General features: G+C 41.8%; 23 protein-coding genes. 7 read left to right on the forward strand and 16 right to left on the reverse strand.

Annotated features, from left to right (window positions below; genetic code table 11):
• The first annotated feature begins 495 nt into the window (after positions 1-495).
• Complete coding sequence (locus E5672_RS18675) at positions 496-960, forward strand: RNA recognition motif domain-containing protein (protein ID WP_136783708.1); 465 nt, start codon at positions 496-498, stop codon at positions 958-960.
• Positions 961-1,035: 75 nt separating this feature from the next.
• Here the strand turns inward: E5672_RS18675 and E5672_RS18680 are convergent, their stop codons facing one another.
• On the reverse strand, positions 1,036-2,352 hold the full coding sequence (locus tag E5672_RS18680) for a DUF5610 domain-containing protein (protein WP_136783709.1): 1,317 nt from the start codon (positions 2,350-2,352) through the stop codon (positions 1,036-1,038).
• A gap of 175 nt (positions 2,353-2,527) precedes the next feature.
• Here E5672_RS18680 and trmA point away from each other — a divergent pair, with 175 nt between their 5' ends.
• On the forward strand, positions 2,528-3,625 hold the full coding sequence (gene trmA, locus E5672_RS18685; RefSeq protein ID WP_136783710.1) for a tRNA (uridine(54)-C5)-methyltransferase TrmA: 1,098 nt from the start codon (positions 2,528-2,530) through the stop codon (positions 3,623-3,625).
• 58 nt (positions 3,626-3,683) lie between these two features.
• Here trmA and fabR read toward each other — a convergent pair whose 3' ends face one another.
• Positions 3,684-4,280: an HTH-type transcriptional repressor FabR gene (fabR, locus tag E5672_RS18690; RefSeq protein WP_014977408.1), complete on the reverse strand. Its 597-nt coding sequence runs from the start codon at positions 4,278-4,280 to the stop codon at positions 3,684-3,686.
• Between the two features lie 341 nt (positions 4,281-4,621).
• Between fabR and E5672_RS18695 the strand changes: the two genes are divergently transcribed.
• Positions 4,622-5,749, forward strand: coding sequence for an acyl-CoA desaturase (locus E5672_RS18695; RefSeq protein ID WP_136783711.1), 1,128 nt, complete (start codon positions 4,622-4,624; stop codon positions 5,747-5,749).
• A 445-nt stretch (positions 5,750-6,194) separates the two neighbouring features.
• Positions 6,195-7,616: a Si-specific NAD(P)(+) transhydrogenase gene (gene sthA, locus E5672_RS18700; RefSeq protein ID WP_136783712.1), complete on the forward strand. Its 1,422-nt coding sequence runs from the start codon at positions 6,195-6,197 to the stop codon at positions 7,614-7,616.
• A 56-nt stretch (positions 7,617-7,672) separates the two neighbouring features.
• Here sthA and E5672_RS18705 read toward each other — a convergent pair whose 3' ends face one another.
• Positions 7,673-7,978, reverse strand: coding sequence for a hypothetical protein (locus E5672_RS18705; RefSeq protein ID WP_039216325.1), 306 nt, complete (start codon positions 7,976-7,978; stop codon positions 7,673-7,675).
• Between the two features lie 114 nt (positions 7,979-8,092).
• Here E5672_RS18705 and E5672_RS18710 point away from each other — a divergent pair, with 114 nt between their 5' ends.
• Positions 8,093-8,671: a uracil-DNA glycosylase family protein gene (locus tag E5672_RS18710; protein ID WP_136783713.1), complete on the forward strand. Its 579-nt coding sequence runs from the start codon at positions 8,093-8,095 to the stop codon at positions 8,669-8,671.
• Here E5672_RS18710 and E5672_RS18715 read toward each other — a convergent pair.
• Positions 8,668-10,893 (reverse strand): bifunctional diguanylate cyclase/phosphodiesterase, encoded by a 2,226-nt coding sequence (locus E5672_RS18715; RefSeq protein WP_136783714.1) that lies wholly within the window; start codon positions 10,891-10,893, stop codon positions 8,668-8,670. The genes E5672_RS18710 and E5672_RS18715 overlap by 4 nt on opposite strands.
• Before the next feature lie 142 nt (positions 10,894-11,035).
• Between E5672_RS18715 and E5672_RS18720 the strand changes: the two genes are divergently transcribed.
• Positions 11,036-11,941: a TIGR03899 family protein gene (locus E5672_RS18720; RefSeq protein WP_136783715.1), complete on the forward strand. Its 906-nt coding sequence runs from the start codon at positions 11,036-11,038 to the stop codon at positions 11,939-11,941.
• On the opposite strand, the gene E5672_RS18725 is transcribed toward E5672_RS18720, so the two are convergent.
• The 10 genes from E5672_RS18725 to dusA all read right to left on the reverse strand — a co-directional run bounded on the left by E5672_RS18725 (position 11,938) and on the right by dusA (position 21,455).
• Positions 11,938-12,684 carry a phosphoadenylyl-sulfate reductase gene (locus tag E5672_RS18725; protein ID WP_136783716.1) on the reverse strand — a complete coding sequence of 249 codons (747 nt, stop codon included), beginning with the start codon at positions 12,682-12,684 and terminating at the stop codon, positions 11,938-11,940. The genes E5672_RS18720 and E5672_RS18725 overlap by 4 nt on opposite strands.
• The gene (cysI, locus tag E5672_RS18730) at positions 12,674-14,395 is read right to left on the reverse strand and encodes an assimilatory sulfite reductase (NADPH) hemoprotein subunit (protein ID WP_136783717.1); all 1,722 of its coding nucleotides are present in this window, start codon (positions 14,393-14,395) and stop codon (positions 12,674-12,676) included. Before cysI ends, E5672_RS18725 begins: the two co-directional genes overlap by 11 nt.
• On the reverse strand, positions 14,395-16,218 hold the full coding sequence (locus E5672_RS18735) for an assimilatory sulfite reductase (NADPH) flavoprotein subunit (RefSeq protein ID WP_136783718.1): 1,824 nt from the start codon (positions 16,216-16,218) through the stop codon (positions 14,395-14,397). The genes cysI and E5672_RS18735 overlap by 1 nt, the downstream gene beginning before the upstream one ends.
• Positions 16,219-16,417: 199 nt before the next feature.
• Positions 16,418-17,173, reverse strand: a complete 756-nt coding sequence (locus tag E5672_RS18740) for a TIGR04219 family outer membrane beta-barrel protein (protein WP_136783719.1) — start codon at positions 17,171-17,173, stop codon at positions 16,418-16,420.
• 3 nt (positions 17,174-17,176) lie between these two features.
• Positions 17,177-18,169, reverse strand: a complete 993-nt coding sequence (locus E5672_RS18745) for a DUF2333 family protein (RefSeq protein ID WP_136783720.1) — start codon at positions 18,167-18,169, stop codon at positions 17,177-17,179.
• A gap of 155 nt (positions 18,170-18,324) precedes the next feature.
• A complete protein-coding gene (locus tag E5672_RS18750) occupies positions 18,325-18,687 on the reverse strand; it encodes a hypothetical protein (RefSeq protein ID WP_136783721.1) in 363 nt (120 codons plus the stop codon).
• Positions 18,687-18,887, reverse strand: a complete 201-nt coding sequence (locus E5672_RS18755) for a PspC domain-containing protein (RefSeq protein ID WP_025254029.1) — start codon at positions 18,885-18,887, stop codon at positions 18,687-18,689. The genes E5672_RS18750 and E5672_RS18755 overlap by 1 nt, the downstream gene beginning before the upstream one ends.
• 62 nt (positions 18,888-18,949) lie before the next feature.
• Complete coding sequence (gene pspA / locus E5672_RS18760) at positions 18,950-19,618, reverse strand: phage shock protein PspA (RefSeq protein WP_136783722.1); 669 nt, start codon at positions 19,616-19,618, stop codon at positions 18,950-18,952.
• Positions 19,619-19,964: 346 nt separating this feature from the next.
• Positions 19,965-20,252, reverse strand: a complete 288-nt coding sequence (locus E5672_RS18765) for a hypothetical protein (RefSeq protein ID WP_039216335.1) — start codon at positions 20,250-20,252, stop codon at positions 19,965-19,967.
• 192 nt (positions 20,253-20,444) lie between these two features.
• Entirely contained in the window at positions 20,445-21,455 is a 1,011-nt protein-coding gene (gene dusA / locus E5672_RS18770; protein WP_136783723.1) for a tRNA dihydrouridine(20/20a) synthase DusA, read from the reverse strand.
• Between the two features lie 205 nt (positions 21,456-21,660).
• On the opposite strand from dusA, the gene E5672_RS18775 reads away from it, so the two are divergent.
• The gene (locus E5672_RS18775; protein ID WP_136783724.1) at positions 21,661-22,809 is read left to right on the forward strand and encodes a site-specific integrase; all 1,149 of its coding nucleotides are present in this window, start codon (positions 21,661-21,663) and stop codon (positions 22,807-22,809) included.
• A gap of 592 nt (positions 22,810-23,401) precedes the next feature.
• On the opposite strand, the gene E5672_RS18780 is transcribed toward E5672_RS18775, so the two are convergent.
• Together E5672_RS18780 and E5672_RS18785 are read right to left on the reverse strand one after the other, a co-directional pair.
• Positions 23,402-23,923: a hypothetical protein gene (locus tag E5672_RS18780; protein ID WP_136783725.1), complete on the reverse strand. Its 522-nt coding sequence runs from the start codon at positions 23,921-23,923 to the stop codon at positions 23,402-23,404.
• Positions 23,924-24,018: 95 nt separating this feature from the next.
• Positions 24,019-24,900: a hypothetical protein gene (locus E5672_RS18785; RefSeq protein ID WP_136783726.1), complete on the reverse strand. Its 882-nt coding sequence runs from the start codon at positions 24,898-24,900 to the stop codon at positions 24,019-24,021.
• Positions 24,901-24,991 lie beyond the last annotated feature (91 nt).

Genomic DNA, 24,991 nt, shown 5'->3' on the forward strand with positions numbered 1-24,991 from the left:
CCATGATCAAACTCTTCAATTAAATATATCGAAATATGAATCGTCGTTGTGACACTCTTAACGAGTGCCCACACAGATTGTCTTGTCTAAATTTTTAAAGAACATTCACTTGAAGCCGTTGCTTCTTAGTGACTCACCCTGTTCGAGTGAGGTGCGCATTTTACATCGTTTATTTTCGATGTCAACCATGTTTTTAAACTTTTTATTTGCTTGAAAACTTGGTTTCGCACTTGTTGCTAAGTTGGCTTTGTTTTTCTCGAAGCCCCCTCAGAACGTGGAGCGCATTATAGATACCTCTTATGAAAGATCAACACTTAAATTGGATTTTTTTGCTTTTTACACCACTTTTGGTGTTAACCGCTCATTTCTGCATCATTTCTAGGTACTCAATCCATCTTTAGACTAGTTTTTTCACATTTTATTGTTCAATTTGTTACAAATGAGTAAACTATATACAGCCTCCAACACCATAATAAACAATAGAAAGGTAGGTATATGAAAGTAGGCTTTATTCAATGCGCTGTTATTAGCGCTATTTTTGCAATTGCAGGTTACTTGTTATTTTCTTCTGCTAGTTTAAACGTCCATGTTCCATTAACTGTATCAGCAGCTCTGCTGATCAGTGGTATTGTTACTCCTTGGCTAGCGTCTCTTATTCAAAGTCCATCTTCCTCAGATGCCAGAGCACATTCTAGTGACGGATCAGTAGAAACTTTATATGTGGGTAATTTGCCTTACAGAGCAAATGAGAACGCAGTAAAGGAGTACTTCAGTAGCTTTATTGAAGTGCAGTCGGTTCGTTTAATGAAGGATCGTAAAACTGGAAAACGGAAAGGCTACGGTTTTATCGAAGTTGTCACAGACGACCTTAGCAGTGTTATCGATAAAACTAACGACTCAATCTTTCAGGAACGAACGTTGAAAGTTCGACCTGCAAAAGACAAAGTCGAACACGCGTAATTCTTATTCGTAGTTTTCAGTAATGTAAAAAAGCCCGGTAAGCTTTCGCTTCCGGGCTTTTTATTATCGTAAGCATTAGCTCTCGCTGGCTTCAGCTGATTGAGGAAGGCCATCTAATAGAGTTTGGTTAAAAGATCGAAATCTATTTATGGCAGATATAAGATCAGGAACCTGTACATCTTCCATTTCGTTAATGATGCCAGCTATTAGCGTATTGTAGTCTTCACTACTTTCTAACGTTCTTTCAGCATTAGCAAAAGTATCCATCATCTTCTCTAGGTATTGCGCTATTGGACTTACCACATTTCCAAATTTCGCATTGTCGCTTTTGTCTTCATTGTAATGTTGGATGTTCTCGTACGTCTTTAACACTTCAGTCTGTGTTGTTCTGTTTAACTGCAACGCGTAGCCAACTAACTCTTTATCGTCAAAACCTAAACTCAATGCTTCTTCAAATGCTTTATCAATGTCTCCACTATAGAAGGTATCAGCGAGATCCTGAACTTGAACAACCAAATCAGCTATCGACGCTAGCTCATCTTCATCAAGTTCTCCCTTCAATGAAAAGCTAATGCCGCTTCGCTCGAAATATTGATAAGAAGTTTGCTCAGTGTAAGACGCTGAAAAATTGCTTTCACTTTGCTCGCCACTATTGCCAAATTGATCTTGAGATGCCTGAGCTTGGAAGCTAAGTTGTTGAGACGCTTCAAACGAACGAAGACTTTCAAAGCTAAAAGTCACCTCATCACCGTCTTTGGTTCGGATCAGCAAGCTACCGCTTTTCTCATCCGATGCGGCAACAGCGTTTAAAGATGAAAGCGTCACAGCAGTCGGTTGCTGGCGACCAAATATATCCGTTTCTAGATCGTTTATTCCGGTATCGATGAGATCGCGGCTTTTTGTCATTCCTTGTTCGATCTCTTCATTCATAAAACCAGCGAGATCTTTTTCTGCCATCGCGAACCCTCGGCTTACGCCTTCTCTCGCTTGGCTAAATAAGCCATTGAGCTTTTCTTCGCTAGCGCCACCGTTTGCCGCACCTCTAATAACGCCACCTACGAACTTAAGTACGTTTCTGGCGACTTTTTCAAAGTCGAACAAACTGTTCGACTTATCTTCGATATTCTTCTCTTTAGTTTCTTGCGGCTTTTGACCATCTATTTCCAATGCTTGGTTAAGGCTACTGCTAACCACTCGTAAACCAATGCTAGTTTGGCTACTTGAAACAGATACTGATGCCGCTTGTTGTTTCGAAAACTCAGCCGCTTGCTGCAATCCGTCTTGCTGTAACTGCTTTTTCAACATTTCGTTCGGGTGAACTGATGCCTTTTGATCTGCTTTTTGATCAACCTTTTGGTCGCCCATAAAAGCCTTAATTTGACCCACGTTCATAATTTGATCCTCACTATCCTCAATCTTATTATCGGCAAAGAATCAGCATTGTTTAATTTTAATACAGCTTTTTTTCTAGGACATTCTTAATAATAACGTAGAAGTAGATAGCGCTTGTTGCAGTTATTTTATAAGGGACTACAATTCGCGACCTTAACATTGAATGGAGAATTTTATGACCGCGACCGAACAACAACGCTATCAAGCTCAGTTGGACGAAAAAGTAGAACGTCTAACTGCGTTACTTTCTCCGTTCAATGCGCCTGACTTGTCCGTATTCCCATCGCAACCAACGCACTACCGTATGCGCGCCGAATTTAGAGTATGGCATGAGGGCGATGATTTATTTCACATCATGTTCAACCAGGAAACAAAAGAAAAGTATCGCGTAGATAGTTTCCCTCCAGCTTGTAAAGCAATAAACCATGCTATGGGTCTGTTGCTTGAAGAAGTAAGACCAAATGAAGCGCTAAGAAAGAAGCTTTTTCAAATCGATTATCTTTCTGCACTATCTGGCGAGCTTGTCATCAGCCTTTTATACCATCGCCAGTTAGATGAAAAATGGGAAGAGGCTGCAAGAGAATTAAAGGCAACGCTAGAGAATCACTTTCCAAAAGTAAACATCATAGGCCGTGCTAGAAAACAAAAGCTTATTATCGACAATGACTTTGTTATTGAGCGCTTACCCGTTAATGGAAAAGAATTCATATTCAAGCATATAGAAAATAGCTTCACTCAGCCCAATGCCGAAGTGAACTGTAGCATGATTGAATGGGCACTAGATTGTGTAAAGCCGCTCTCTGGCGATTTACTGGAGATGTATTGCGGTGCAGGTAACTTCTCACTGCCGCTAGCGCTTCACTTCGATAATGTTGTGGGGACCGAAATAGCTAAGCCTTCTGTACAAGCAGCGCAGTTTAATATTGAACAAAACCAGCTTAACAATGTGAAGATAGTAAGACTCGCCGCTGAAGAATTCACTCAAGCTATGAAAGGTGAACGTACGTTTAGTCGCTTAGAAGGCATTGATCTAAGTGCATATAATTTCACGACTGTATTGGTAGACCCACCAAGAGCTGGGTTGGATGAAGACTCGCTGAGAATGATTCAGGATTACGATAATATCGTGTATATCTCGTGTAACCCTGAAACCTTAGCTCAAAACCTTGAGCTTTTAAGTGAAACTCACAACGTTGCTCAATCGGCGCTATTCGATCAATTCCCGTTTACTCATCATATTGAAGCTGGTGTTTTACTTACACGCAAAAGCTAGTTTTGGTACAAATTGACAAGGCCTTTGGAGTTACAAAGGCCTATCGACACTAATTCAATTATACGCTTTTTTGAGTTGCGCCTACTTGAACAAAACGAAGCTGCGCTTTAACTCTCTCACCGATTTCGCGGCGAAGCTTATCGTCTGCTTCTAGGGCCTCTGCCCCAGCACTGAATACAAGCCTTACCATAGCATCAGCTTGAAGCTGTGCGCATGCGTATTCTACGCCCTGCTGCTCAATAATATAGTCGGTCAACTCGTCGATGAAGTGCTGAATCTCTCTAAATACTGCTAGTCGATAAGCCGACGACGTACCGGTATGCTCGCGAAGTAATAAACGAAATACGTTTGTGTTGGCCGCAATGAACTCCATGAAGGTTTCAACAGAGGTATGAATGACGCCGCCACCAGAAGCTATACGTCGCCTTGCTTGACGCATAAGCTGACGCAACGCTAAACCGGCTTCATCCACCAGCGTTAAACCCAATTCGTCCATATCTTTGAAGTGTCGATAAAAAGACGTAGGTGCAATGCCCGCCTCTCGGGCGACTTCACGCAAGCTGATTGCCGATAAGCTGCGGTTTTCATCTAACAAAGAAAACGCAGCATGGATGATATTTTGGCGGGTTTTTAATTTCTGTTCTTGTCGACTCACATTCGCACCATTGGTTGAGTAGCACTTAACGGCTTGATGATTTTTAGCGCTTGGGATTGAAGCCCTTACGTCATCTGTATAGCCATTAACGCAATCAAACTTCGTACATCAAAGACTAGCATGCGTAGTCTATCGCAACACACACCAGTGGGGAAAGAGAAACAGAATCAACTCTTTTATAAACAAGGATTAAGCAGAAAAGGCGTCAAATAGCGAGCGCTTTAGCATAGCTTTACTATAATTAAACTTTACACATGTAAGCAGAACTAATCGGGGTTTTGCTTGCCTGAAGCCTCGTAAAACGATAAATTAGCGAACAGTTGTAAGCCAAGTTGTATAAAATGAAAAAACCTCCTCTTATCCTTACTAATGTGCTGGTATTTATTATATCTGGCGCAATTGCATTTATTGGTGTGCCGCTATGGGTGGCGTATCAGGGCATCGATTGGGCAGAAATCGGTGTGGCTATATTTTTATTTTACTTTACCGGTATGTCTATTACTGCCGGCTATCACCGCTTATGGTCTCACAAAACCTACGACGCTAATGTGGTCGTTCGTGTGATCCTTGCCATTGGTGGCGCTATGGCGCTGCAAAACAGTATTTTGCACTGGTCGTCAGATCATCGCGTCCATCATCGTCATGTTGATGACAATGACAAAGACCCTTACTCAGCGAAGAAAGGCCTTTGGTTTGCACACATTGGATGGATGTTGCGCGAGTATCAGGCAAAACGATACGACGACTACAGCAACTGTAAAGATCTACAGAAAGATAAAGTGGTAATGTGGCAGCATAATTATTATTTGCCCATCGTGCTGGCCGCTAACTTTGGTATCACAGGCCTGCTGGGCTATTTGAACGGTGACGTATTGGGTATGATCTTGGTAGCAGGTGTTCTTCGCCTAGTGCTTGTTCACCACGTGACCTTTTTCATCAACTCTCTTGCTCACTTTTGGGGTAGTCAGCCATACACCGATAAGAATACAGCACGTGATAACGGCATTCTTGCTTTCTTCACCTTCGGGGAAGGCTATCATAATTACCATCACATTTTTGAGTACGACTATCGTAACGGCATTCGCTGGTATCAGTTTGATCCTACAAAATGGCTTATTAAGGGATTATCACTGGTAGGGCTTACATCAAACCTTCGCAAGGTTCCAGAAGAACGCATTGAAAAAGCCTTGGCAGCAATGCAGCTGCAAAGAGCAAGCGAGAAAGCATCGCTACTGCCTAATGCTGAAGAGGTGATGCACACCATTCAAGAAGAATACGACTTATTAATGCAGCGTATGAGTGAATACTACGCCACGAAAAAGCGCGTTATGCGTGTTAAGAAGCGTACTCTAAAACGCAGTATTGAAGGGCTTGAACTTGCATACAAATACAAAGAACTCAAACATGCCTTTGCTGTACAGAAAGAGAAGTGGATGCAGTTACAGAGCCTATCTTTGCAAATGGCCTAAATTAGCGCACGCTGTTACAGTATAGAACCTTAAAAACCACATAAGTACCTGCTTATGTGGTTTTTTTTATTCTATAGTTGGTATTACAAGGTAATACCAGTCTGCACAGATAATTACCCAACCAGCGAGAGATAAAATGTTCTTAGTCGCGGCGTGTTACCGCAGGTATAGCGGTTCTGCATCAAGGTGACACAACAAAGAGGAAGGACTTTTTAAAACGCGCTCTTCGAGAAGCGCTAGGAAGCTTCCTCTGGGAATTTAAAAGGGAACAGCCATTCCTGCATTCCCACGCTTTGCTAGGAAACTTGCCATCGCCTTCTGAGTGGGCAATTAGCTATGCGGATTGGTATAGGGTCGTTATACTAAAACCAGAATTATTTATTTTGTATGAAGGTCAACTTTTTACGTGACGTCGAATTACAAAAGTAACAACATGGGAATTAAGATGGCAACGAAGCAAAAAACCAAAGCCCCGGCGTATCATTATGATGCAATCGTTATTGGAACAGGTCCTGGTGGAGAAGGCGTTGCAATGCAGCTTGCCAAAGCCGGCAAAAAAGTGGCCGTTGTAGAGCGCTACGAGGCGGTGGGAGGTGGTTGTACCCATTGGGGAACCATTCCATCAAAAGCGCTTCGTCATTCAGTTAGTCGTCTTATTGAATATAACTCATCTCCCCTGTTTGCCGACAATCATTTAAGTAAAAGTCTTACATTCTCAGATATTATGAGCCATGCGAGTGGTGTTGTGAAAAGCCAAACTCGACTTCGTTCTTCTTTTTACGACAGAAACCGTGTAACGCTTTTCCACGGTGAAGCCAGTTTTATAGATGCGCATACGCTGGAGATAACACGTAAAGATGGCTCGAAAGATACAGTTACGGCAGGGCAAATTGCTATCGCTACAGGGTCGCGTCCTTATTGCCCGAAAGACATCGACTTTAATCATCCCCGTATTTATAACTCAGACACGATCTTATCTTTAGATCACGATCCTAAGTCCATCATAATTTATGGTGCAGGGGTTATCGGCTCTGAATATGCCAGTATCTTCAGAGGACTAGGGGTGAAAGTCGATCTAGTTAATATGCGCGATCGCTTACTGTCATTCCTTGATGACGAAATATCAGACGCATTAAGTTACCATTTATGGAATAACGGTGTGCTTATTCGTCACAACGAAACCTACTCTTCGGTTGAAGCAAACGATGATTCGGTAATTTTGAACCTTGCGTCAGGCAAACGCATGCGTGCAGATTGTTTGTTGTTCGCCAATGGACGTACGGGTAACACTGATACGCTTAAACTTGAAAACATTGGCTTGAAAGCAGATGGCAGAGGCCAGCTTAGCGTTAATGAGAATTATCAAACTGAAGTAGACAATGTCTTTGCTGTAGGCGATGTTATCGGTTACCCAAGCTTAGCATCTGCGGCTTATAACCAAGGTCGCTTTGCTGCTGAAGCTATGCTTGGTATCAAAACACACTCGGCGCTGGTAGAAGATATACCGTCAGGTATATATACCATTCCGGAAATTAGTTCTGTAGGCAAAACAGAGCAAGAGCTTACTGCTGCAAAAGTACCTTATGAAGTGGGAAGAGCCCAGTTCAAGCATTTGGCACGAGCACAGATCGCATCAACGCAGACAGGTAGTTTGAAAATCTTGTTTCACCGTGAAACTAAAGAAATATTAGGCATTCATTGTTTCGGTGAACGTGCCTCCGAGATTGTCCACATCGGCCAGGCTATTATGCAACAAAAGGGCGAAGGCAATACTATCGATTACTTCGTAAACACTACATTCAACTATCCGACCATGGCTGAAGCTTACCGCGTAGCCGCCATTAATGGTCTTAACAGAATTTTCTAGCAGGCACAAAAAAGCCGGCGAAATTGTCGCCGGCTTAATATGCGTTAACTAGGAAGTTAGTTACGGTTCGCAGCAAGCGCGTTAAGCGAGTCTTTATGTGCTACGATGTCGATGTGCATATTTTCTTGATCGAATGTCATTGTTGCAATGGCGTAGTCACCCTGACTATCGCTTGCAATATCAATAAGCTTTGCTTGTGCATCACGGAAACGAATGTTATTGCCGATTTGATCCGACATACATTGGTTATTCATTTCGAATGTTTTCGCATCCATGCAATCGAAAAGCTGGTTTTCACCAGATTCCGCATGCGCAATACCAAAGGCTGCTGATAGAGCTAGTGTTAGTACTACTTTACGCATGTTTCTTCTCCTGTGCTACAGTCTACTACTGTCACTATTAAACATACTGTATATACATTAGATAGTCAAATTGAGATCATACAATTGTGACAAAAGTATTACAAAGAGAAATAATTGGAGAAAATATTGAAAGGGCACAATGTACTGGTGGCCAAAGCAAAAAGTTGCACGTTGTGTGCACCTCATTTACCTCACAAACCTAACCCTATTTTTAACACTTCACCATCCACAAAAATTCTTATTATTGGGCAAGCACCAGGGCTTAAAGCGCACGAAAGAAGCATTGCGTTTAATGATCCCAGCGGGGATCGCTTGCGTGAATGGCTGTGCGTATCTAAAGAAACTTTTTATAATTCTCGCTTGATCTCGGTGCTACCTATGGGCTTTTGCTTTCCAGGATACAAAAACGGCGCTGATGCCCCTCCTAGAAAAGAATGTGCACCTACATGGCACAATGAGTTTCTCACCTACCTAAAGCCTAAAGTCACGCTTTACGTAGGTCGATACTCACAGCAGTATTATTTACCCCAGTACAAGACTTTGACTGAAGCAGTAGGCGCGCCGACTAATACACACTTTGTTTTACCTCACCCGTCTGGGAGGAATAACAGGTGGCTTGCTAAAAATCCATGGTTTGAGCAGACTATACTTCCCAAACTGCAGCGCGTTATTTCAGCAGCCTTATCTGATTAATCGTGCGCCTCAAGAAACGTTAGAAGTGCATCAAAAGGCATGGGCTTGGCATATAAATAACCTTGCGCCTCATCACAACCAAGTTTAATCATGTAGCTTGCTTGCTCTCTTTTTTCCACACCTTCGGCGATGGTGAGTAAACCCAACTTGTTTCCTAACGTTACTATGGTTTCGGCAAGCACTGCACTAGCACCCGGTTTGATGTCTTTAACGAACGAACGATCGACTTTCAAACGATCTAACGGTAGCTGCTGCAAATAGCTCATAGATGAGAAACCTGTACCGAAGTCATCAATCGCTATTTGAATGCCAAACTCTTTTAGAGAACGCAAGGCATCTATGACTATTTGTGGTTCATCCATTACCACACTTTCTGTTATCTCAAGCTCTAGCAGGCTTGGCTCACAATTGGATTTAGAAAGTGCTTGTTTAACTTTCTCAACAAATAATCTATCTCGAAACTGCGGAATTGATATATTTACCGCAACCCGAAGGTGCCCGAAGCCTTTGTCTTTTAGCTGCTGCAAGCGGCGGCATGACTCTTCCAATACCCATTCGCCGATATCAACGATAAGCCCTGAATATTCAGCAAGTGGTACAAAAACAGCTGGAGATATATAGCCACCCTCGCCATCCGGCCAGCGCAATAGACCTTCCATCCCAACCACTTTTTCACTAAGTAAGTCCACTTGCGGTTGAAACCAAAGCTGTAGCTTTCTTGCTGCAAAATCACTGCGTAGTTGGCGAATCATATCCAGACGCCAAGTTGTCTGATCTTCAATGTCTTTAGCGTAATATTCAAAGTTGTCAGTCAGATTTTTCTTAGCGCGGTTCAACGCAATATTACTGCGCTTTAAAATCTCAATGCCGATTTGGCGTTTATTATCTAATTTGCACAATCCAATGGTGACATTCACAGGAAGGGTATGATCACCAACTTGAAATGAGGACTGGAAAATCTTGTTGATTGATTTAGGACAAACTAGCTCATCAGGACCAATGAGCCCAAACACATCGGCCCCTATACGGCCTTTTTGAACCTTGGTATCGAGAGAGGAATGAAAGCGGTCGCTAATTGCTCGTAAAAGCTCATTACCAACTTCTTGCCCAAGACCGTCATTGATATCTGAGAAGTGATTAACATCGATAAGCGCGACCGAATAATTTGTTCCCGCAAACAAATGAGGCTTATCAAGCATATTGATAAATTCGTTACGGTTGGGCAATCGCGTTAGCCAATCTCTGAACGCAGCATTTCTCAATTCATGAAATAGATTAACGTTCTCATAGCCTACAGAAATACTGGACAGAAAAACTTCTAGTAAGTTTTTATCCAACTCGCTTATTTCGTGAGTTTGTCTCACATAAACCGCCGCTTCAAAACCAGCCCTGCTTATGAAAAGTACGGTACAAGTAGACTCAAAGATATGCTTTTTAAGACGCAAACAACGACTTACATTCTCTTCAATTTCACTATTTCTGACATCTACAACAGGGTGATTAATAAATTTGGCATACTCCCCAGCAGCACCGAGAACATATACTTGTTCGTCATCTCGATCTAGCAGCGACCCTGCTCTAGCGCATAGTAAACCTTCAGAGTCGAGCCCTATTAAAGAGCTGATTTGAGTGACAACACCTTCACAAAATTCTTTAACTGAATGTTCTTCAAATAAATTAGCTGAGGACGTAATAATCTTTTCTAAACCAGTACGACTTTGGCTTATGGTTATAATTTGCTGGTAAGAGCGAAGCGAGGAAATAATGGTAGTAAGCAGTTTAGCGCGGGTTAGTTCAGTTTTCGTCTTGTAGTCATTGATATCATAAACTTTTATGACCTGCTCTTCTGGAGCGTACCCTGGTTGCCCTGTGCGCAAAATAATACGAGGCTCGAACAACTTCATATCTTCGCGAATGTATTTAACAACATCGAAGCCAGCATCATCAGTTTCCATTACTACGTCAAGTAGGATAATAGCGATACTGTTACCGTGTTCGTGAAGCTTCTCTTTAGCTTGTTTTGCCGAGTATGCATGGATGAAGTTTAACTTGCGATCATTGACTATGAGATCAGAAAGCGCAAGACGCGTCACTGTGTGGATCTCTTCGTCATCATCGACAATAAGAATGTTCCAGTCTTTACCTAGTAAGGGTTGTTCTTCGACCGAACCATCATCATCTAAAAAAATTAACTCGTCGTTATCGTAATCCATTGCCGACATTACCGCTCATTTCCTCGATACATACAAAACAAGAATGTACGACTTACCGTATAAAGGCAACGATCACATTGATAATTAGATTACGCAATGCAATAGTGCTCTCATGGTACATGCTAATTTACATTCATTTATTTAAGCAAATATGAAGATTACACCTCAGCACTTCTCACCTGAGATCAGAAAAACTCAGAACTCGGAGGTCAATAGCACTAAACCAAACATTGACCAACCCGCTGCTGAGAAAGTGGCAAGCACTGTACAAACCGATGCTAGCCGCCAACGCATGCTGTCGTGGTTTGCTAGAGTGGGCATAAGCCCTTCAATGTTGTCTCCCGATCCTAAGAAGCAAAAACATGCACTAGAGCGAAGAAAACAGATTCTAGAAACTCAAAAAGCGAGCAATCTTCAAGCAGTCTTAAATATAGCACTAAATGTATCAATCAACGAACAAACTAGCGATAATCTTGATCCAGACTGGTTTTTCGCTTTTAGTACCATGGCTGAAGAAATTTACAGCTCACCAATGCAAGAATTGTGGGGCAAGATTTTTGCCGTGGAAGTAGCGCGTCCGGGTAGTTTTTCTCTTCGCACCCTACAATTGCTTAAAACGCTAACTCACAGAGACGCAAAAGTATTTAATAAAGCAGTTAATGTAGCAAGCCGAAAGAGTAGTGATGCGGTTCCGCGTATATTAGTGGGGTATCATAAGCGCAAAGGTCTTTTTTCGTTTCTAAAAAAACCTACTCCAGAACAAGTGAACTTAGCTTCAGTTGGATTAAGTTACCCTGATTTATTATCGCTGCAAGAAATGAAATTAATTTATGCCAGTGAAATCGAAAGCGGAGAATACATTGAAGGACAGCAGGTAACTTGGCGATGCGTTAATGAGAATATAACGCTTACTTGTAAGACACCAGGAGTGGCTTTGGTGTACTACAAGTTTACTTCAGTGGGTAGCGAACTTTATAAACTAGTTACTAAGTCTTCTAACGAAACATATCTACAAGCGTTAAAGCACGTGTTGGGAGAGGTATTCAACATAAGTTAAATACCATCTCCAAACTCATGCAGTCCACATTCACGCTTTAACCCAAAGAAACGTGTGTCTTGCTCACTCATTCCTTCTTGAAGCGATTGAGTTGTATGCCAATCACCAATTGAAACATAACCTTGTTCCCACAATGGATGATAGGACAGGTCGTTGTCTTTAAGATAGTAGTGAAGGTCTTTATTACTCCAATCGATAATTGGATATAGTTTGAACTGCTGACCCACTTTTTGTAACACGGGAAGTTTGCCACGAGTATCAGATTGGCTTCTGCGCAACCCAGCGAACCAGGTTCCTGCTTTTAGCTCGCGTAAAGCGCGCTGCATTGGCTCAACTTTGTTCATCTTATTGTATTTCTCAATACCTTCAATGCCTTGTTCCCAAAGTCTACCAAAACGCGCTTCTTGCCATGCAGAAGACATCTCAGCACTGTACACGTGTAAGTTTAAGTTGAGCTTTTCAACTAGCTCATCGATAAACTTATATGTTTCTGGAAACAAATAGCCGGTATCGGTAAGCACAACAGGAATATCCGGCTGTGCTTGAGTAAGCATATGCAGCATAACTGCCGATTGCGCTCCAAAACTCGAAGACACAATATGAGCATCAGGTAAGTTATCCAGCGCCCAAGCAACCCGCTCTTGCGCCGTCATTTTTTCCAACATATCGTTGATATCAGCAAGGGCTTCCTTGCTGATATCAAGCGTAAGTGTCTGCTGCTTTTCTGCTGTATTATTCGTCATAGAAATCCCGTGCGGAGTCTACTACTGGTTTTACAACACCAGCGCGAACTACATAATCACCAAACGCTTCACCAGCTTCACGTTCTTTGGCCCATTGACCAAGTAGCGTATCTAATTCAGCCATGATTTCTTGTTCGCTAATGTTTTCTCGATACATACGTGGAATACGTGTACCTTCTCGGTTTCCGCCTAAGTGCAAGTTGTACTTGCCTGGGCCCTTACCTACCAAGCCAACTTCTGACAACATGGCGCGACCACAGCCATTCGGGCAGCCAGTTACGCGGAAGATAACACTGTCTTCTTCTAAACCGTGTTTGGCAAGTAAGCCCTCTAACTCAGTAACAGCGTCTGGCAGGTAACGTTCAGCTTCTGCCATCGCTAACGGACAAGTTGGCAATGCAACACAGGCCATTGAATCCAATCGCTGGTTAGAGATAGAAGGTGCTATGAGACCATGCTCACGAGCCAAAGCTTCTATCTTGTCTTTGTCCTGTGGTGGAACACCAGCAATAATCAAGTTCTGGTTTGCTGTTAAACGGAAATCCCCTTTGTGGATCTTCGCAATTTCTGCACAGCCTGTTTTAAGCGTTTTACCGAGATAATCTAGTATACGGCCGTTTTCGATAAACACGGTAAGGTGGTATTTTCCGTCAATGCCTTCAACCCAGCCAAAGCGGTCACCACGGTCGGTGAACTCGTAAGGGCGGCTTTCCTGGAAAGTTACGCCTGCGCGCTTTTCAACTTCAGCTTTGAAATTGTCTACCCCTACACGCTCTAGGGTATATTTGGTCTTCGCATTTTTACGATTAACACGGTTACCCCAGTCACGCTGGGTTGTTACCACCGCAGCAGCTACCTCTAGCGTGTTTTCAAGCGGAATAAATCCGAAGTCAGAGGCTTTACGCGGGTACGTGCTCTTGTCGCCGTGAGTCATTGCAAGACCACCACCAACAAGTACGTTAAAGCCAACTAGCTGTCCATTTTCAGCAATCGCAACAAAGTTAAGATCGTTAGCGTGAACATCTACATCGTTTTGCGGAGGAATAACCACCGTCGTTTTAAACTTACGCGGTAGATAGTTATCACCCAAAATAGGCTCTACAGGCTTTTCAGTCGTTTCGACTTTTTCACCGTCTAGCCAAATTTCAGCATACGCGCGAGTCTTAGGAAGTAAGTGTTCACTTATCTTTTTAGCCCACTCAAACGCTTGAAGGTGAAGCTCAGACTCAACAGGATTAGAGGTACACAGAACATTTCGGTTTACGTCCCCTGCTGTCGCGATAGAGTCTATACCGGCCTTGTTCAGCATTTGGTGCATAGATTTAATTTTAGGCTTTAACACACCGTGAAATTGAAACGTTTGACGGGTAGTTAAGCGAATGCTGCCGTACATAGTGTGGTCAGCGGCAAACTTATCTATGGCTAGCCATTGGTCTGGCGTGATAACGCCGCCCGGTAAACGTGCGCGTAACATCACATTGTGAAGCGGCTCTAGTTTCTGTTTTGCACGTTCAGCACGAATATCACGGTCGTCTTGTTGGTACATACCGTGGAAACGAATAAGCTGGAAATTATCAGCCGTGAATCCACCGGTAAGATCATCTTTAAGATCGGTAGTGATGGTGCCACGCAAATTATTACTTTCACGCTTTAAGCGCTCGTTGTCAGCCAGTTTGCCCTCAACGATAAATGGTGATTTTTCGTTACTCATTAATAGACATCCTTCTGATAACGTTTCGCTTTTCGTAACTCTACTACATAGGCTTTTGCATCGGCTTCAGACTTTCCACCGTGCTCTTGCACAATACTAATAAGGGCGTTTTCAACATCTTTCGCCATGTGCATTGCATCGCCACACACATAGAAGTGTGCGCCCTGCTCTAGCCATTCGTACACCTCTTTACCGTTTTCTAGTAAACGGTGCTGAACATATACTTTTTCTTCTTGGTCACGAGAGAATGCCAGCGTAATTTTGTCTAGCAGGCCTTCTTTAACGTAGCCTTGCCATTCCACTTGGTATAGAAAATCTTGCGTGAAATGTGGGTTGCCGAAGAACAGCCAGTTTTTGCCTTCCGCGCCTTGTACATCACGCTCTTGCATGAACGATCTAAACGGTGCAATACCCGTACCTGGGCCAACCATGATGACAGGGGTATTGGGGTCGGCTGGCAAACGGAAGTTATCGTTACTTTCTACGAATACTTCTACGTCGCCATTTTCTTCTAAATATTCACACAAAAAGCCAGATGCGCCACCTTGATGACGGTATCCAAACGCTTCATAGTCAACATGAGCTACGGTTAAATGTACTTCTTCTTCCACCTCGGCTTGACTCGATGCTATCGAGTACAAACGAGGTGTGAGAGGACGCAATGCGTCTACAAGTTGTTGTTCAGACAACTTACCCGGATGGTCGCGCACAATATCAATGATTTGGCGCTCAGCCATGTAGGTTCGCAGCTGTGCTTTGTCTTCCATCAAGGCAGCCAATGATTCAGAACCTGTCGCCGCCTGATACGACTTGATAAAATTAGGGTAGCTAAGCGTTAACTCAAGCTTAGACGTTAACGCTTCAGTTAACGGCATAGTCGCATCACCAACCGATACTTCGGCATTGCCGTCGAGTGATAAAATGCTGATAAGCTCAGAAACTAACGATGCTGCGTTTTTAAACCACACGCCCAACGCATCGCCAGGCTGATAGGTAATACCGCTATCTTCAAGGCTAATCTCGATATGGCGAATATCTTTAACTGAATCACGGCCAGTGATCTTTTGAGCATCAATTAAGGTCGCTTTAAACGGCGCCTTTTTGGTGTAAGTTTGCGCTGCTACACCCTGCACTGCCGCGCCAGTTTGCGCCGCTACGGCAGTCTGTGGAGCTGCACTAAAATCGCCTTTTAACGAATCGATAAGCTTGTTCAGCCATGCCTCAGCTTCTGCTTCGTAATCAACGTCACAGTCAAGACGCTCCACGATAGCTTTACCGCCTAGCTTACCTAAACGCTCATCAAAATCTTTACCCGTTTGGCAGAAAAACTCATAGCTGCTGTCACCTAAACCTAAAACGGCGTACTTGGTGCTAGCAAGCTTAGGTGCTTTTTTACCTGCCAAGAATTCGTGAAGCTCAATGGCATCATCAGGTGCATCGCCTTCACCGTGGGTACTTACAAATACCGCAACGTGTGTTTCTGCTTTCAAGTTACGCGGCTTGTAATCTGCCATGCTAACCAGCTTACTATTGAAGCCTGCTTCTTCTGCTTTAGCCTGGCACTGCGCAGCCACGCCTTTTGCATTTCCCGTTTGAGAGCCATACAAAATAGTTAACGTTGGCGCGTCACCCGCTACTGCCGGAGCGCTCTGTAACGCTGGGGCAATCGAACCGCCTTGTGCAGCAGCCATGCCCGCAGCATAACCACTTACCCAAGTAAGTTGATCACGATTTAACCCTGCAATGGCCTGCGTAATTGCATTCCACTGCTGTTCGTTTAATACCGCGCCTGGCGCTGAGTTCGAATTAGAATCTTGTGACATAGTCTTTTAGCCTTTTATCAATGGCGCTAAGGTAACGGCTTTCTACAAGAAGAGAAAAGAATAAATGAAACTTTTTTATTACTGAAAGTGCTAATGACTGTGTTAATAGGTAATAACACCGTCAATGGTTACTTTAGATTCACAAAAAAGGCGTGAGCTGCAAAACGCAGTCACGCCTTTAAAAATCTAATGTTTATGCCTAAAAGTGAAGCTCTAGCCCAGCAAATACGCCGTCGAATTCCATATCAGCGTAAACATCGTCAAGATCTTCAATATCAACCGTTACGTTTCTGTAACCTACTTGAAGTGTCATATCGACAGCTAAGCTTTCAATAAACGAATATTGAACAGCTGCTTGATAATCACTTAGCTCGTGGTCATCGAATGACAAATAGCTACCTTCAAAATATGCAGACAACCCAGTAAACGGAAGACCTAACTGCACTTTTGAATACGCCATTGGGACTATGCCCGAAAACTCAGCTGACCCGCTGGTGTTACTGTCTGTTTCAACAACACTTAAAGCGCCATCAATATATTTTGCATTTACACCAAGATCAAAACTAACTAAGTCGTTATCAAACAGCTCGTAGTACAAAATGAAATCAGTTGCATCAAGCGCTATTTCAGTATTAACAACAGCGTCGCTTCGGAACAACTCGTCATCAAAGGTAAATTCAGATTGAAGTGCTGTAGTCCCAGAATTATCTAACGTGGTGTGATTTACCTTCACATTCGGCAAGAAAGGTACTGGATGTTCAAAGGCAATGTATAGCGCCGTATTGGTTTCATCATCAAAGTTGAAGTCAGCGGTGTTATTGTTATCAGCAAATCCACCTTGAGTGTCGGTTTGCCATACCTGTGCACCAACATACACGCCAGCGATAGTGTCTGCTTGAGATGAAACTGAAAATAATGCGCATCCCAATGCGGCAGCTATAAGACCCTTTTTCATTAATTATCCTTGATTAAGAAGTTCTGATATTTCAATTAAAGCAGCGTTTGCACGAGAAATATAGTTAGCCATAACTAAAGAGTGATTAGCTAACATACCAAAGCCGCTGCCATTTAAAATCATCGGACTGAATACAGACTGTTGTGTTGCTTCCAGTTCGCGAATAATTTGCTGAAGACTTACTAGTGCGTTCTTATCCTCTAGCACATCGTTAAATTCAATTTCTACGGCTTTAAGGAAGTGTAGTAAAGCCCATGTTGCGCCACGCGCTTCATAAAAATTATCATCTAACTTCCACCAACTGGTTTGAACAACGCGTTGATTAGCACTAGGCGTAGATTGTCGCGCGTTAGCATCTCTAGCCAAATCTGTATTAATTCTGGCTGATCCTACGCTGGCGCTTAGTCTTTGTGAATAGCTACCCAACCGTTTTTCGACCTGTTTCAACCATTCGCGCAAATTATCTGCACGGGTGTAAAACTGACTATCGGCGTTTCGCGTGTTTGCTAGTTCGTCGCGATATTTTTTCAATAATTCAATACCTTCGGCGTAGCTCGATTCAGACGAAGGTAGCGCCCAGCTTTTATGATCCATATTAAATTTGGGATGCGCTTTGGTAAGGTATGGGTTTTCAATTGATTGTGATTGAGAACGGCTGAAATCTTTACGCATAGAAAGAGCAAGATCACGCACCATTTCCAGTGCACCAAACTCCCACGCAGGCATATTATCTAAAAAGACACCAGGGGGAATGACATCATTTGAAAGATAACCACCTGGCTTATCTAGCAAAGTTTCAGTCACATCAATCATAGTGGTAGTTAAGGTGTAACCCGCGATACTTGTTGGGTTCTCAACAGGTGAGTTCTGCTCCAAGCGCTTTCTGACATCGAACGTGTCTGGAGATAAACTCCAATACCACCCGATTAACCAGAAAAGTAAAAAGATCACCACAGCGACAATCGCTATCCGTTTTGAGTTAATAGATTGTCTCATATAAACACCAACCTTCCTTTTAAATAACAAATAGCCGACGGTGGTCAGCTATTTGAAGTCGTAATACTATGTGAAAAATGCGAAACCTTTATGACGGTTACCGATATAACACCACCTTTTACTACGTTAACACAATTTAAATTTATTTATGTTAATTATAAAGTATGGTGCATGTTCTGGTCATTTTGCTGCTTATAAGCGGCAGAGTTACGATTTTTCAGCGCATATAGGGCAATACCGATTAGTATAACTGGCCAGAAAGCGCTGACTCCCATTACGAGGAGTGCTAAAAAGCCCGCTCCCAACGCTAATAGAATTGTACCCAAAACGCTTACGGCAACGACGAAGCCCACGATGGCTAAGACTACACCTATTAACGATAACACAGCCACATTTTCCCAGGGGCTAAGCAGTTCGTCAGACATTATAAGATGCATACCTAAGTAGCTGTCTACAAGGCTACCTAAGCAATTCACCAGTATAATGGCTATTATCAATGCAATAAGAAAGTTTTTCATTACACTAATCTCGGTAACAGGATTACGGCAGCCACGTAAGCCACTAGCGTGATAGGGGTTGCGATAAATAGACCCGCTACAGCTGCTGCTCTCACCCATACTGCATCTATATCAAAATAACGTGCAACCCCTGCACATACACCTGAAATGATTCCAGAATCAAGGTCTCTATAAATTCTTTTTTGTGATGGTACTTTCATCATCTTCTCCAAAAATGCTTAATTTCGATATCTTCAACAATATGGGCGGTAGCTAAGGCCGCTTACGCAACCTTTTTCTTCTTAAGCTCTGCCAATTCCTTTTCAATCGCTTCGTTTGCTTCCATCGCATCGAACTCAGCCTGCAAAGATGTTGCTTCATTCGACTTTGTTAGGTCGTACGCATCCACTTGCGCTTCTAGATGGTCAATGCGCTGCTCGTAGCTTTCGAAACGCATCATTGCGTCATCAATTTTGCCCTCGTGGTCAGCTTGCTTCACTTTCAAGCGTGTTTGCGCTGAATGTTTGCGCTGAACTAAGGTTTTTTGCTTAGCTTTGGCTTCAGCCAACTTACTGTTCAAGCGAGCAGTATCGGCTTGAATCTTTTCGATACTTTCTGCAAGTTGCGCTTCCTGCTCTTCAAGAGACGTAAGTTTAGACACATATTTTTGCTTCTCTATAAGCGCCGCTTTTGCCAATGTCTCTTTTTCGTTGTTCATTGCAATTTGTGCTTTGTGCTGCCAACCTTCCACTTCTTTGTTTGCTGACGCGATATGACGTGCTAATGTTTTTTGCTGTGCAATAAAGCGCGCCGCGTCAGTGCGAACTTCAACCAGGGTTTCTTCCATTTCTTGAATAATCAAACGAATGATTTTTTCAGGATCTTCAGCTTTATCTAACATCGCGTTGATGTTTGCTTGAACAATATCGTTAATGCGTGAAAACATACCCATGATTCTTTCTCCGTTAAAAGTAGTGTTGTGGTTCCCAGCATTTATTCTTAAGTTCACACACTGCTGGTTACCGCTGACTGAGTTCTCCTCAACACTTTTAGTATTACAATGACTATGCCACTTATTTAAAGTATTGATAAATATAGATTTATTTAAAAATGACAGCCTAGCAATTTGTACACTTTAATAGCAGATACGATAAATTAGTGTATTTAACTAACTGAATTGTTAAATTGACCACTTTTAATCGTCAGCATTCAATCTTTAGTATTTCAAACATGCTTACATCATTTTTTAAGCAAAAAAAAAGCGCCTTTCGGCGCTTCTGCTAATTAACAATATTTATCTAGTCTGCATCTTCTTCTGTTGAACTACCGTCTGAAGTTGCGGCAGCCACTAAATCAGTCACACTGACCTTACCGCTTCCACGTTCTTCTTGTGGGCTAAGTTCAAAGTGATAAGTTGCGTTTGCTACTGCTTGATATACGTCAGCCTTAATCTCTTGAGATGTGCTGGCGACTGCATTAGTAACTACATTGGTCAAGAACGATTGAAGCACTGACTCTTCTGCATTTGCTACGCTGCTTGCCATGCTTGCTGTCAGTAAAGTTGCTGCGATTAGTGAAGTTTTCATGATATCCCTCTAAATTTAGTCAGTGCAACAACACGCCGTTGTTGCGATACTTAGAGGATTGCGAGAGCTGTGCCAACTCCTTAAAAACAACTTAAGCAGCTGATATATATAAACTTTAAGAAAAGCTCGCGTAAACGCGAGCCTTTAGCTAAATTGAACAAATATTAAACTTTGGTCAAAAGTACTAAGTTATTAGTCTTTTTGACTATTGTACTCAGCAACTTCTTTTTGCGCGCTCTCAACAGCGTCGAGTGCATTCAAAAGTAAATTAGGATCTGGACTCTTACCCGTACCATTTTGACTTAGATATCTACGCCAAATGCGTCCACCCGCTTGCCCTTGATAAAGGCCCAAAATATGCCGTGCAGCATGCCAAGGTTTAAAATATGGGTCCTCTTGACGTTCAATGTATTGCTGCATTTGAAGCACTATCTCACGTCGCGACAAACTCTGAGCATTAGTATCGCCAAATATGTCTTTATCAACGGTAGACATGATATACGGGTTTGCGTAAACCTCGCGTCCTACCATAACACCGTCAACGTTCTCTAGTTGTTGCTGAGTTTCAGCAAGTGTTTTAATACCGCCGTTAATGCTAATAGATAACTCAGGGCGCGCCTGCTTTAGCCTGTGAACTCGAGGGTAATTCAAAGGCGGAATTTCACGATTTTCTTTTGGGCTTAAACCTTGTAACCACGCTTTTCTTGCATGAACGATAAAGGTGTCACAGCCAGCGTCTGCCACTACATCGATAAAGCGAGCAAAGTCTTCATCTTCGTCCATATCGTCAATACCAATTCGGCATTTTACCGTCACGGGAATATCTACCGCTGCCTGCATAGCCTTAACGCAACTTGCTACTACCTCTGGCTGAGCCATCAAACAAGCACCAAAACTGCCATTTTTAACTCTATCGCTTGGGCAGCCTACGTTTATGTTGACTTCATCGTAGCCGCGCTCTTGTGATAATTCAGCACACTTGGCCATGTCAGACGGGTCACTGCCTCCCAATTGAACCGCCACAGGGTGTTCTTCTTGGTTATAGCCAAGGTAATCGCCTTTACCATAAATAATCGCGCCTGTAGTGACCATTTCAGTGTAAAGCAGCGTGTGCTTAGACATTAATCGTAAAAAGTAGCGACAATGCCTGTCTGTCCAATCCAGCATGGGGGCGACTGAAAATCTTCTATCTAATGATTTCATTAGCTTTTCCTGTTAATTCATTATTTTTCATATAGATAAAAGACAACTTCTGACGTTACGTTTTGATCTATTTTTGTATATCTATGACTATTTTCAATAAAAATGTCCCCTAGGGAACATCAAAAAGGGACATTTCTGTACCCTACCACTTACTACTTTGATAGTATGAACACACTAATTCTACTACAAATTGAGATATGAAATCATGGCTACAGTTTCTATTGAGACGAGAAAACTCAAAAGCGGATGTTCTTATAGAGCTAGGGTTAGAATTACAAAGCGTGGAAAGGTTATTGATAAATCTGAAAAGACCTTTAAAAACAGAGAATCAGCCGAAAATTGGGCAAAGAAGAAGGCTAAGCAACTCGAAACTAAGCAAGAAGAAATAGCTAATGGAACATACTACTCTGAATATAAAGAAGATCTAAGAGATGTCACCGTTGGTGAGCTGATACATGAATATCTGCAAAACCCATTAACCTCAAAAGACCTAGGAAGGACCAAAGGCTATGTCCTACAAGCTCTACTAAATTATGACATAGCGAATAAAATAGTTAGTTCACTACAAGCATCTGATTTAATTGAACATTGTCAAACTCGACTCAGTGACGAAAGTGCTCCATCGCCACAAACTGTATATCATGACGTCACTTATCTACATTCTGTGATCAAAAGAGCAAAACAAGTATTTAAAGTCAAAGCGAACTTGAGCTATCACGAAGAAGCGATACCTGAGTTAGTTTCTTTAAAACTAATTGGGAGATCTGGAAAAAGAAGTAGAAGACCCACCAGAGAAGAACTCCGAATGCTTAAGGATAGATTAAAGCAAAGAGAAACACAGCGGACATCTAAGATACCTTACTCAGATATCCTTGATTTTTCAATTTACACAGCAATGAGAATTGGTGAAATAACAGAACTAAAATGGTCAGACGTAGATCATGAAAATAAAACAATTATTGTCAGAAGCAGGAAGGACCCTCGAAAAAAGCAAGATAATAATTGGGAGGTCCCGCTACTTGGTGAAGCATACTCGATATTAATTAGTCAAAAGGAAAAACAAGATAATCCAGATGAAATCTTAATATTTCCATTCAACCCTAGAAGTATCACTGCAGGTTGGCAGAGGGTAAGAGCCTCTTTAGGTATTGAAGACCTCAGGTACCATGATTTACGCAGAGAAGGTGCTTCTAGATTAGCTGAGCAAGGATACGATATCAGAACCGTAGCTAGAATCACGGGGCACAAAAATTTAAATATTTTATATGATGTTTACTCATCAATAGAGATAAAGAAATTTTCTAAATTAGAAAATGAAAAATATGAAAAATCACAATCGCAATCAATAGACTGATTTTCAAATGACAATAGAAGAATCTTGACGGGGGGGTGAACTGCAAGGACGCATTAACCTGTCATAAAAAGTATTGCAAAGGCGTTCACCTATTTATCAGGCATCTATTTCTGCAGTGTTTTTATGGGGGGCATAACTGCTGAGCTGATCAAACTCACTGACTTGGGGGGCATCACTCCCAGACCTTGAAAAGATCCGACTACAAGTTCTTCTAGTCGCAAAGTTCAATCTTAATAAGATTGAATTAATAAATTTTCACCTCTAAACCTGTTTATACTAACTATAGTACATCCCGTCTTAATGCAGGTAGAACGCCATTGGTTTATTTTTTATTTGCTCAGTCAAAGACTAAACGCCCTGCTTTTTACTAGTGCTGGTTGGTTAACCCGTATTCTAGGTGTGGAAATAAACATAAACACACTTCTTAATAAGATAGGTACCACATAATTCAAATACTTCAATAAGTTAAGGTAACTTATTTTTTGTTTGTAGTTTTTCTGCTGACGAACGTTCTGTTGTTGTGTATCGCAAAACGATACCGAAAATTAGCAAATTTTTTATTTATAAGGCCTATTCTGCGAAACTGGGAGCCCTAAACTGGTTTACGTTTTGTTAAATCAGTTGAAGGTCTAAGGGATTTTGAAATAACAGTTTCACTGAGTGAACTACCCGACTCCCCCTTAGCTAAGTATTGCTTTCGAGACTCAGCATTTAGATAGAAAATACTTTCTAGGTAACTAAGTTGTGCTTTTGTCACTGTATTTGAATCATACTTGGTTTCAGCTAAAGCTTGTATCGCTAGCTCGATAGTCAGACCTGCATTTATAAATGTGAGCAATGTATAAGATTGGTGTTCGCTTTCATCAGCGCTAATAATATTATCGACAATGGCGCAGACCCTTTGTGATGACCAGCATCTTTCCTTGTCAAAGTAGCTATCTATAGCCGATGCAGCGCTAGCTAACGATACACTCTGTAGAAGTGGAATGAGCTTTGGCTCAACCAATAAAAGTTGCGTTACCTCACTTTTGAGCCAGTTAGTATTCTCAAGTCGTAAAGCGTCAATCAGTTTAATCGTTATTTTTTCATAAATGTCACAGTTGCCGTTATTCATAATCTTATCGTTTGTTATATAAATAGGATTACATATTGCAAATGCTTTTCAACGCATGGCATTGGCATTTATGGAAGAAGTGAATAAATAATGAATTAATTTTTCTTTCTACGCCTGCGCTTTCTTTTGGGTGATACTTTTGAATTATCTGGCATTACATTATTCAGCTGCTCAACTTTTTCAATAATAGGCATCAATTCAGTATCACACTTTTCTGATAAGTCATTTAGTGTATCGAGCTCCATTGCTACTTCGATAGCACGCTGTTCGCTAGGTACAGGTAAAGATGCCAGGTAATTATTTGCCCAGTGCTGGATCGACCTAAACACAGTCTGATACTTAGCTTTCAGTTGATTCACCTTCTTTTCAATTAGTTTGGCTTTCTCTATTCTGACAACCCAGTAAGGTTTGTTGTATTTCTGTCTTCGTCTGGGTGAGTAATTGTAGTTATCTTCTCCTACAGTTATACGAATCCCATCGTTCAAAGCTCTTTTTACAATATGAGTAACTGCATACTGAGTGATTTTCTTTTGGTAGACGTCATCAATTACATTTGAGACAAGAAGATGAACATGAGAGGGTTTATCTTGTGAAGATGACTCATCATGAAGTACTGCATAAGCGTGTTGTTTTATCGAAGCTGCGTCCGTGCCTATTTCGTTAGCGATAGCCCTATAAGTAATATTAAGAATTTTTTTCCAATCTTCGGGTGTGGGTTGCTCAATATCTGTTGGTATTGTCATTATGAACGAGGTGCAGTAGTTGCTTATGCCACCGCCCCTGAGTCCATGTTTGCGCCTTTTATCTTTATGTCTTTCTATTGCTCGTAGGATTTCTTTAGCATTATCAGTAAGTATGCTTATATTCGTGTAATGATGAGAAGCTCTGCTTTTGTCTGCCAAGTATTCAACATGGTTCGTAAATCCTTTCTCTGCATTTTTTATTTGTTTAGTTTTAACTATCCAATTTTTTAACATCTGATAATTTTTTTGTTCTAATTATTTTTTATCATAATTTATATAAAATACAATGAGTTGCATGATTTCTTATTAATAATGATATTACTTA

It is taken from the genome of Alteromonas portus (assembly GCF_005117025.1).
In the GTDB taxonomy this organism is placed as follows: domain Bacteria; phylum Pseudomonadota; class Gammaproteobacteria; order Enterobacterales; family Alteromonadaceae; genus Alteromonas; species Alteromonas portus.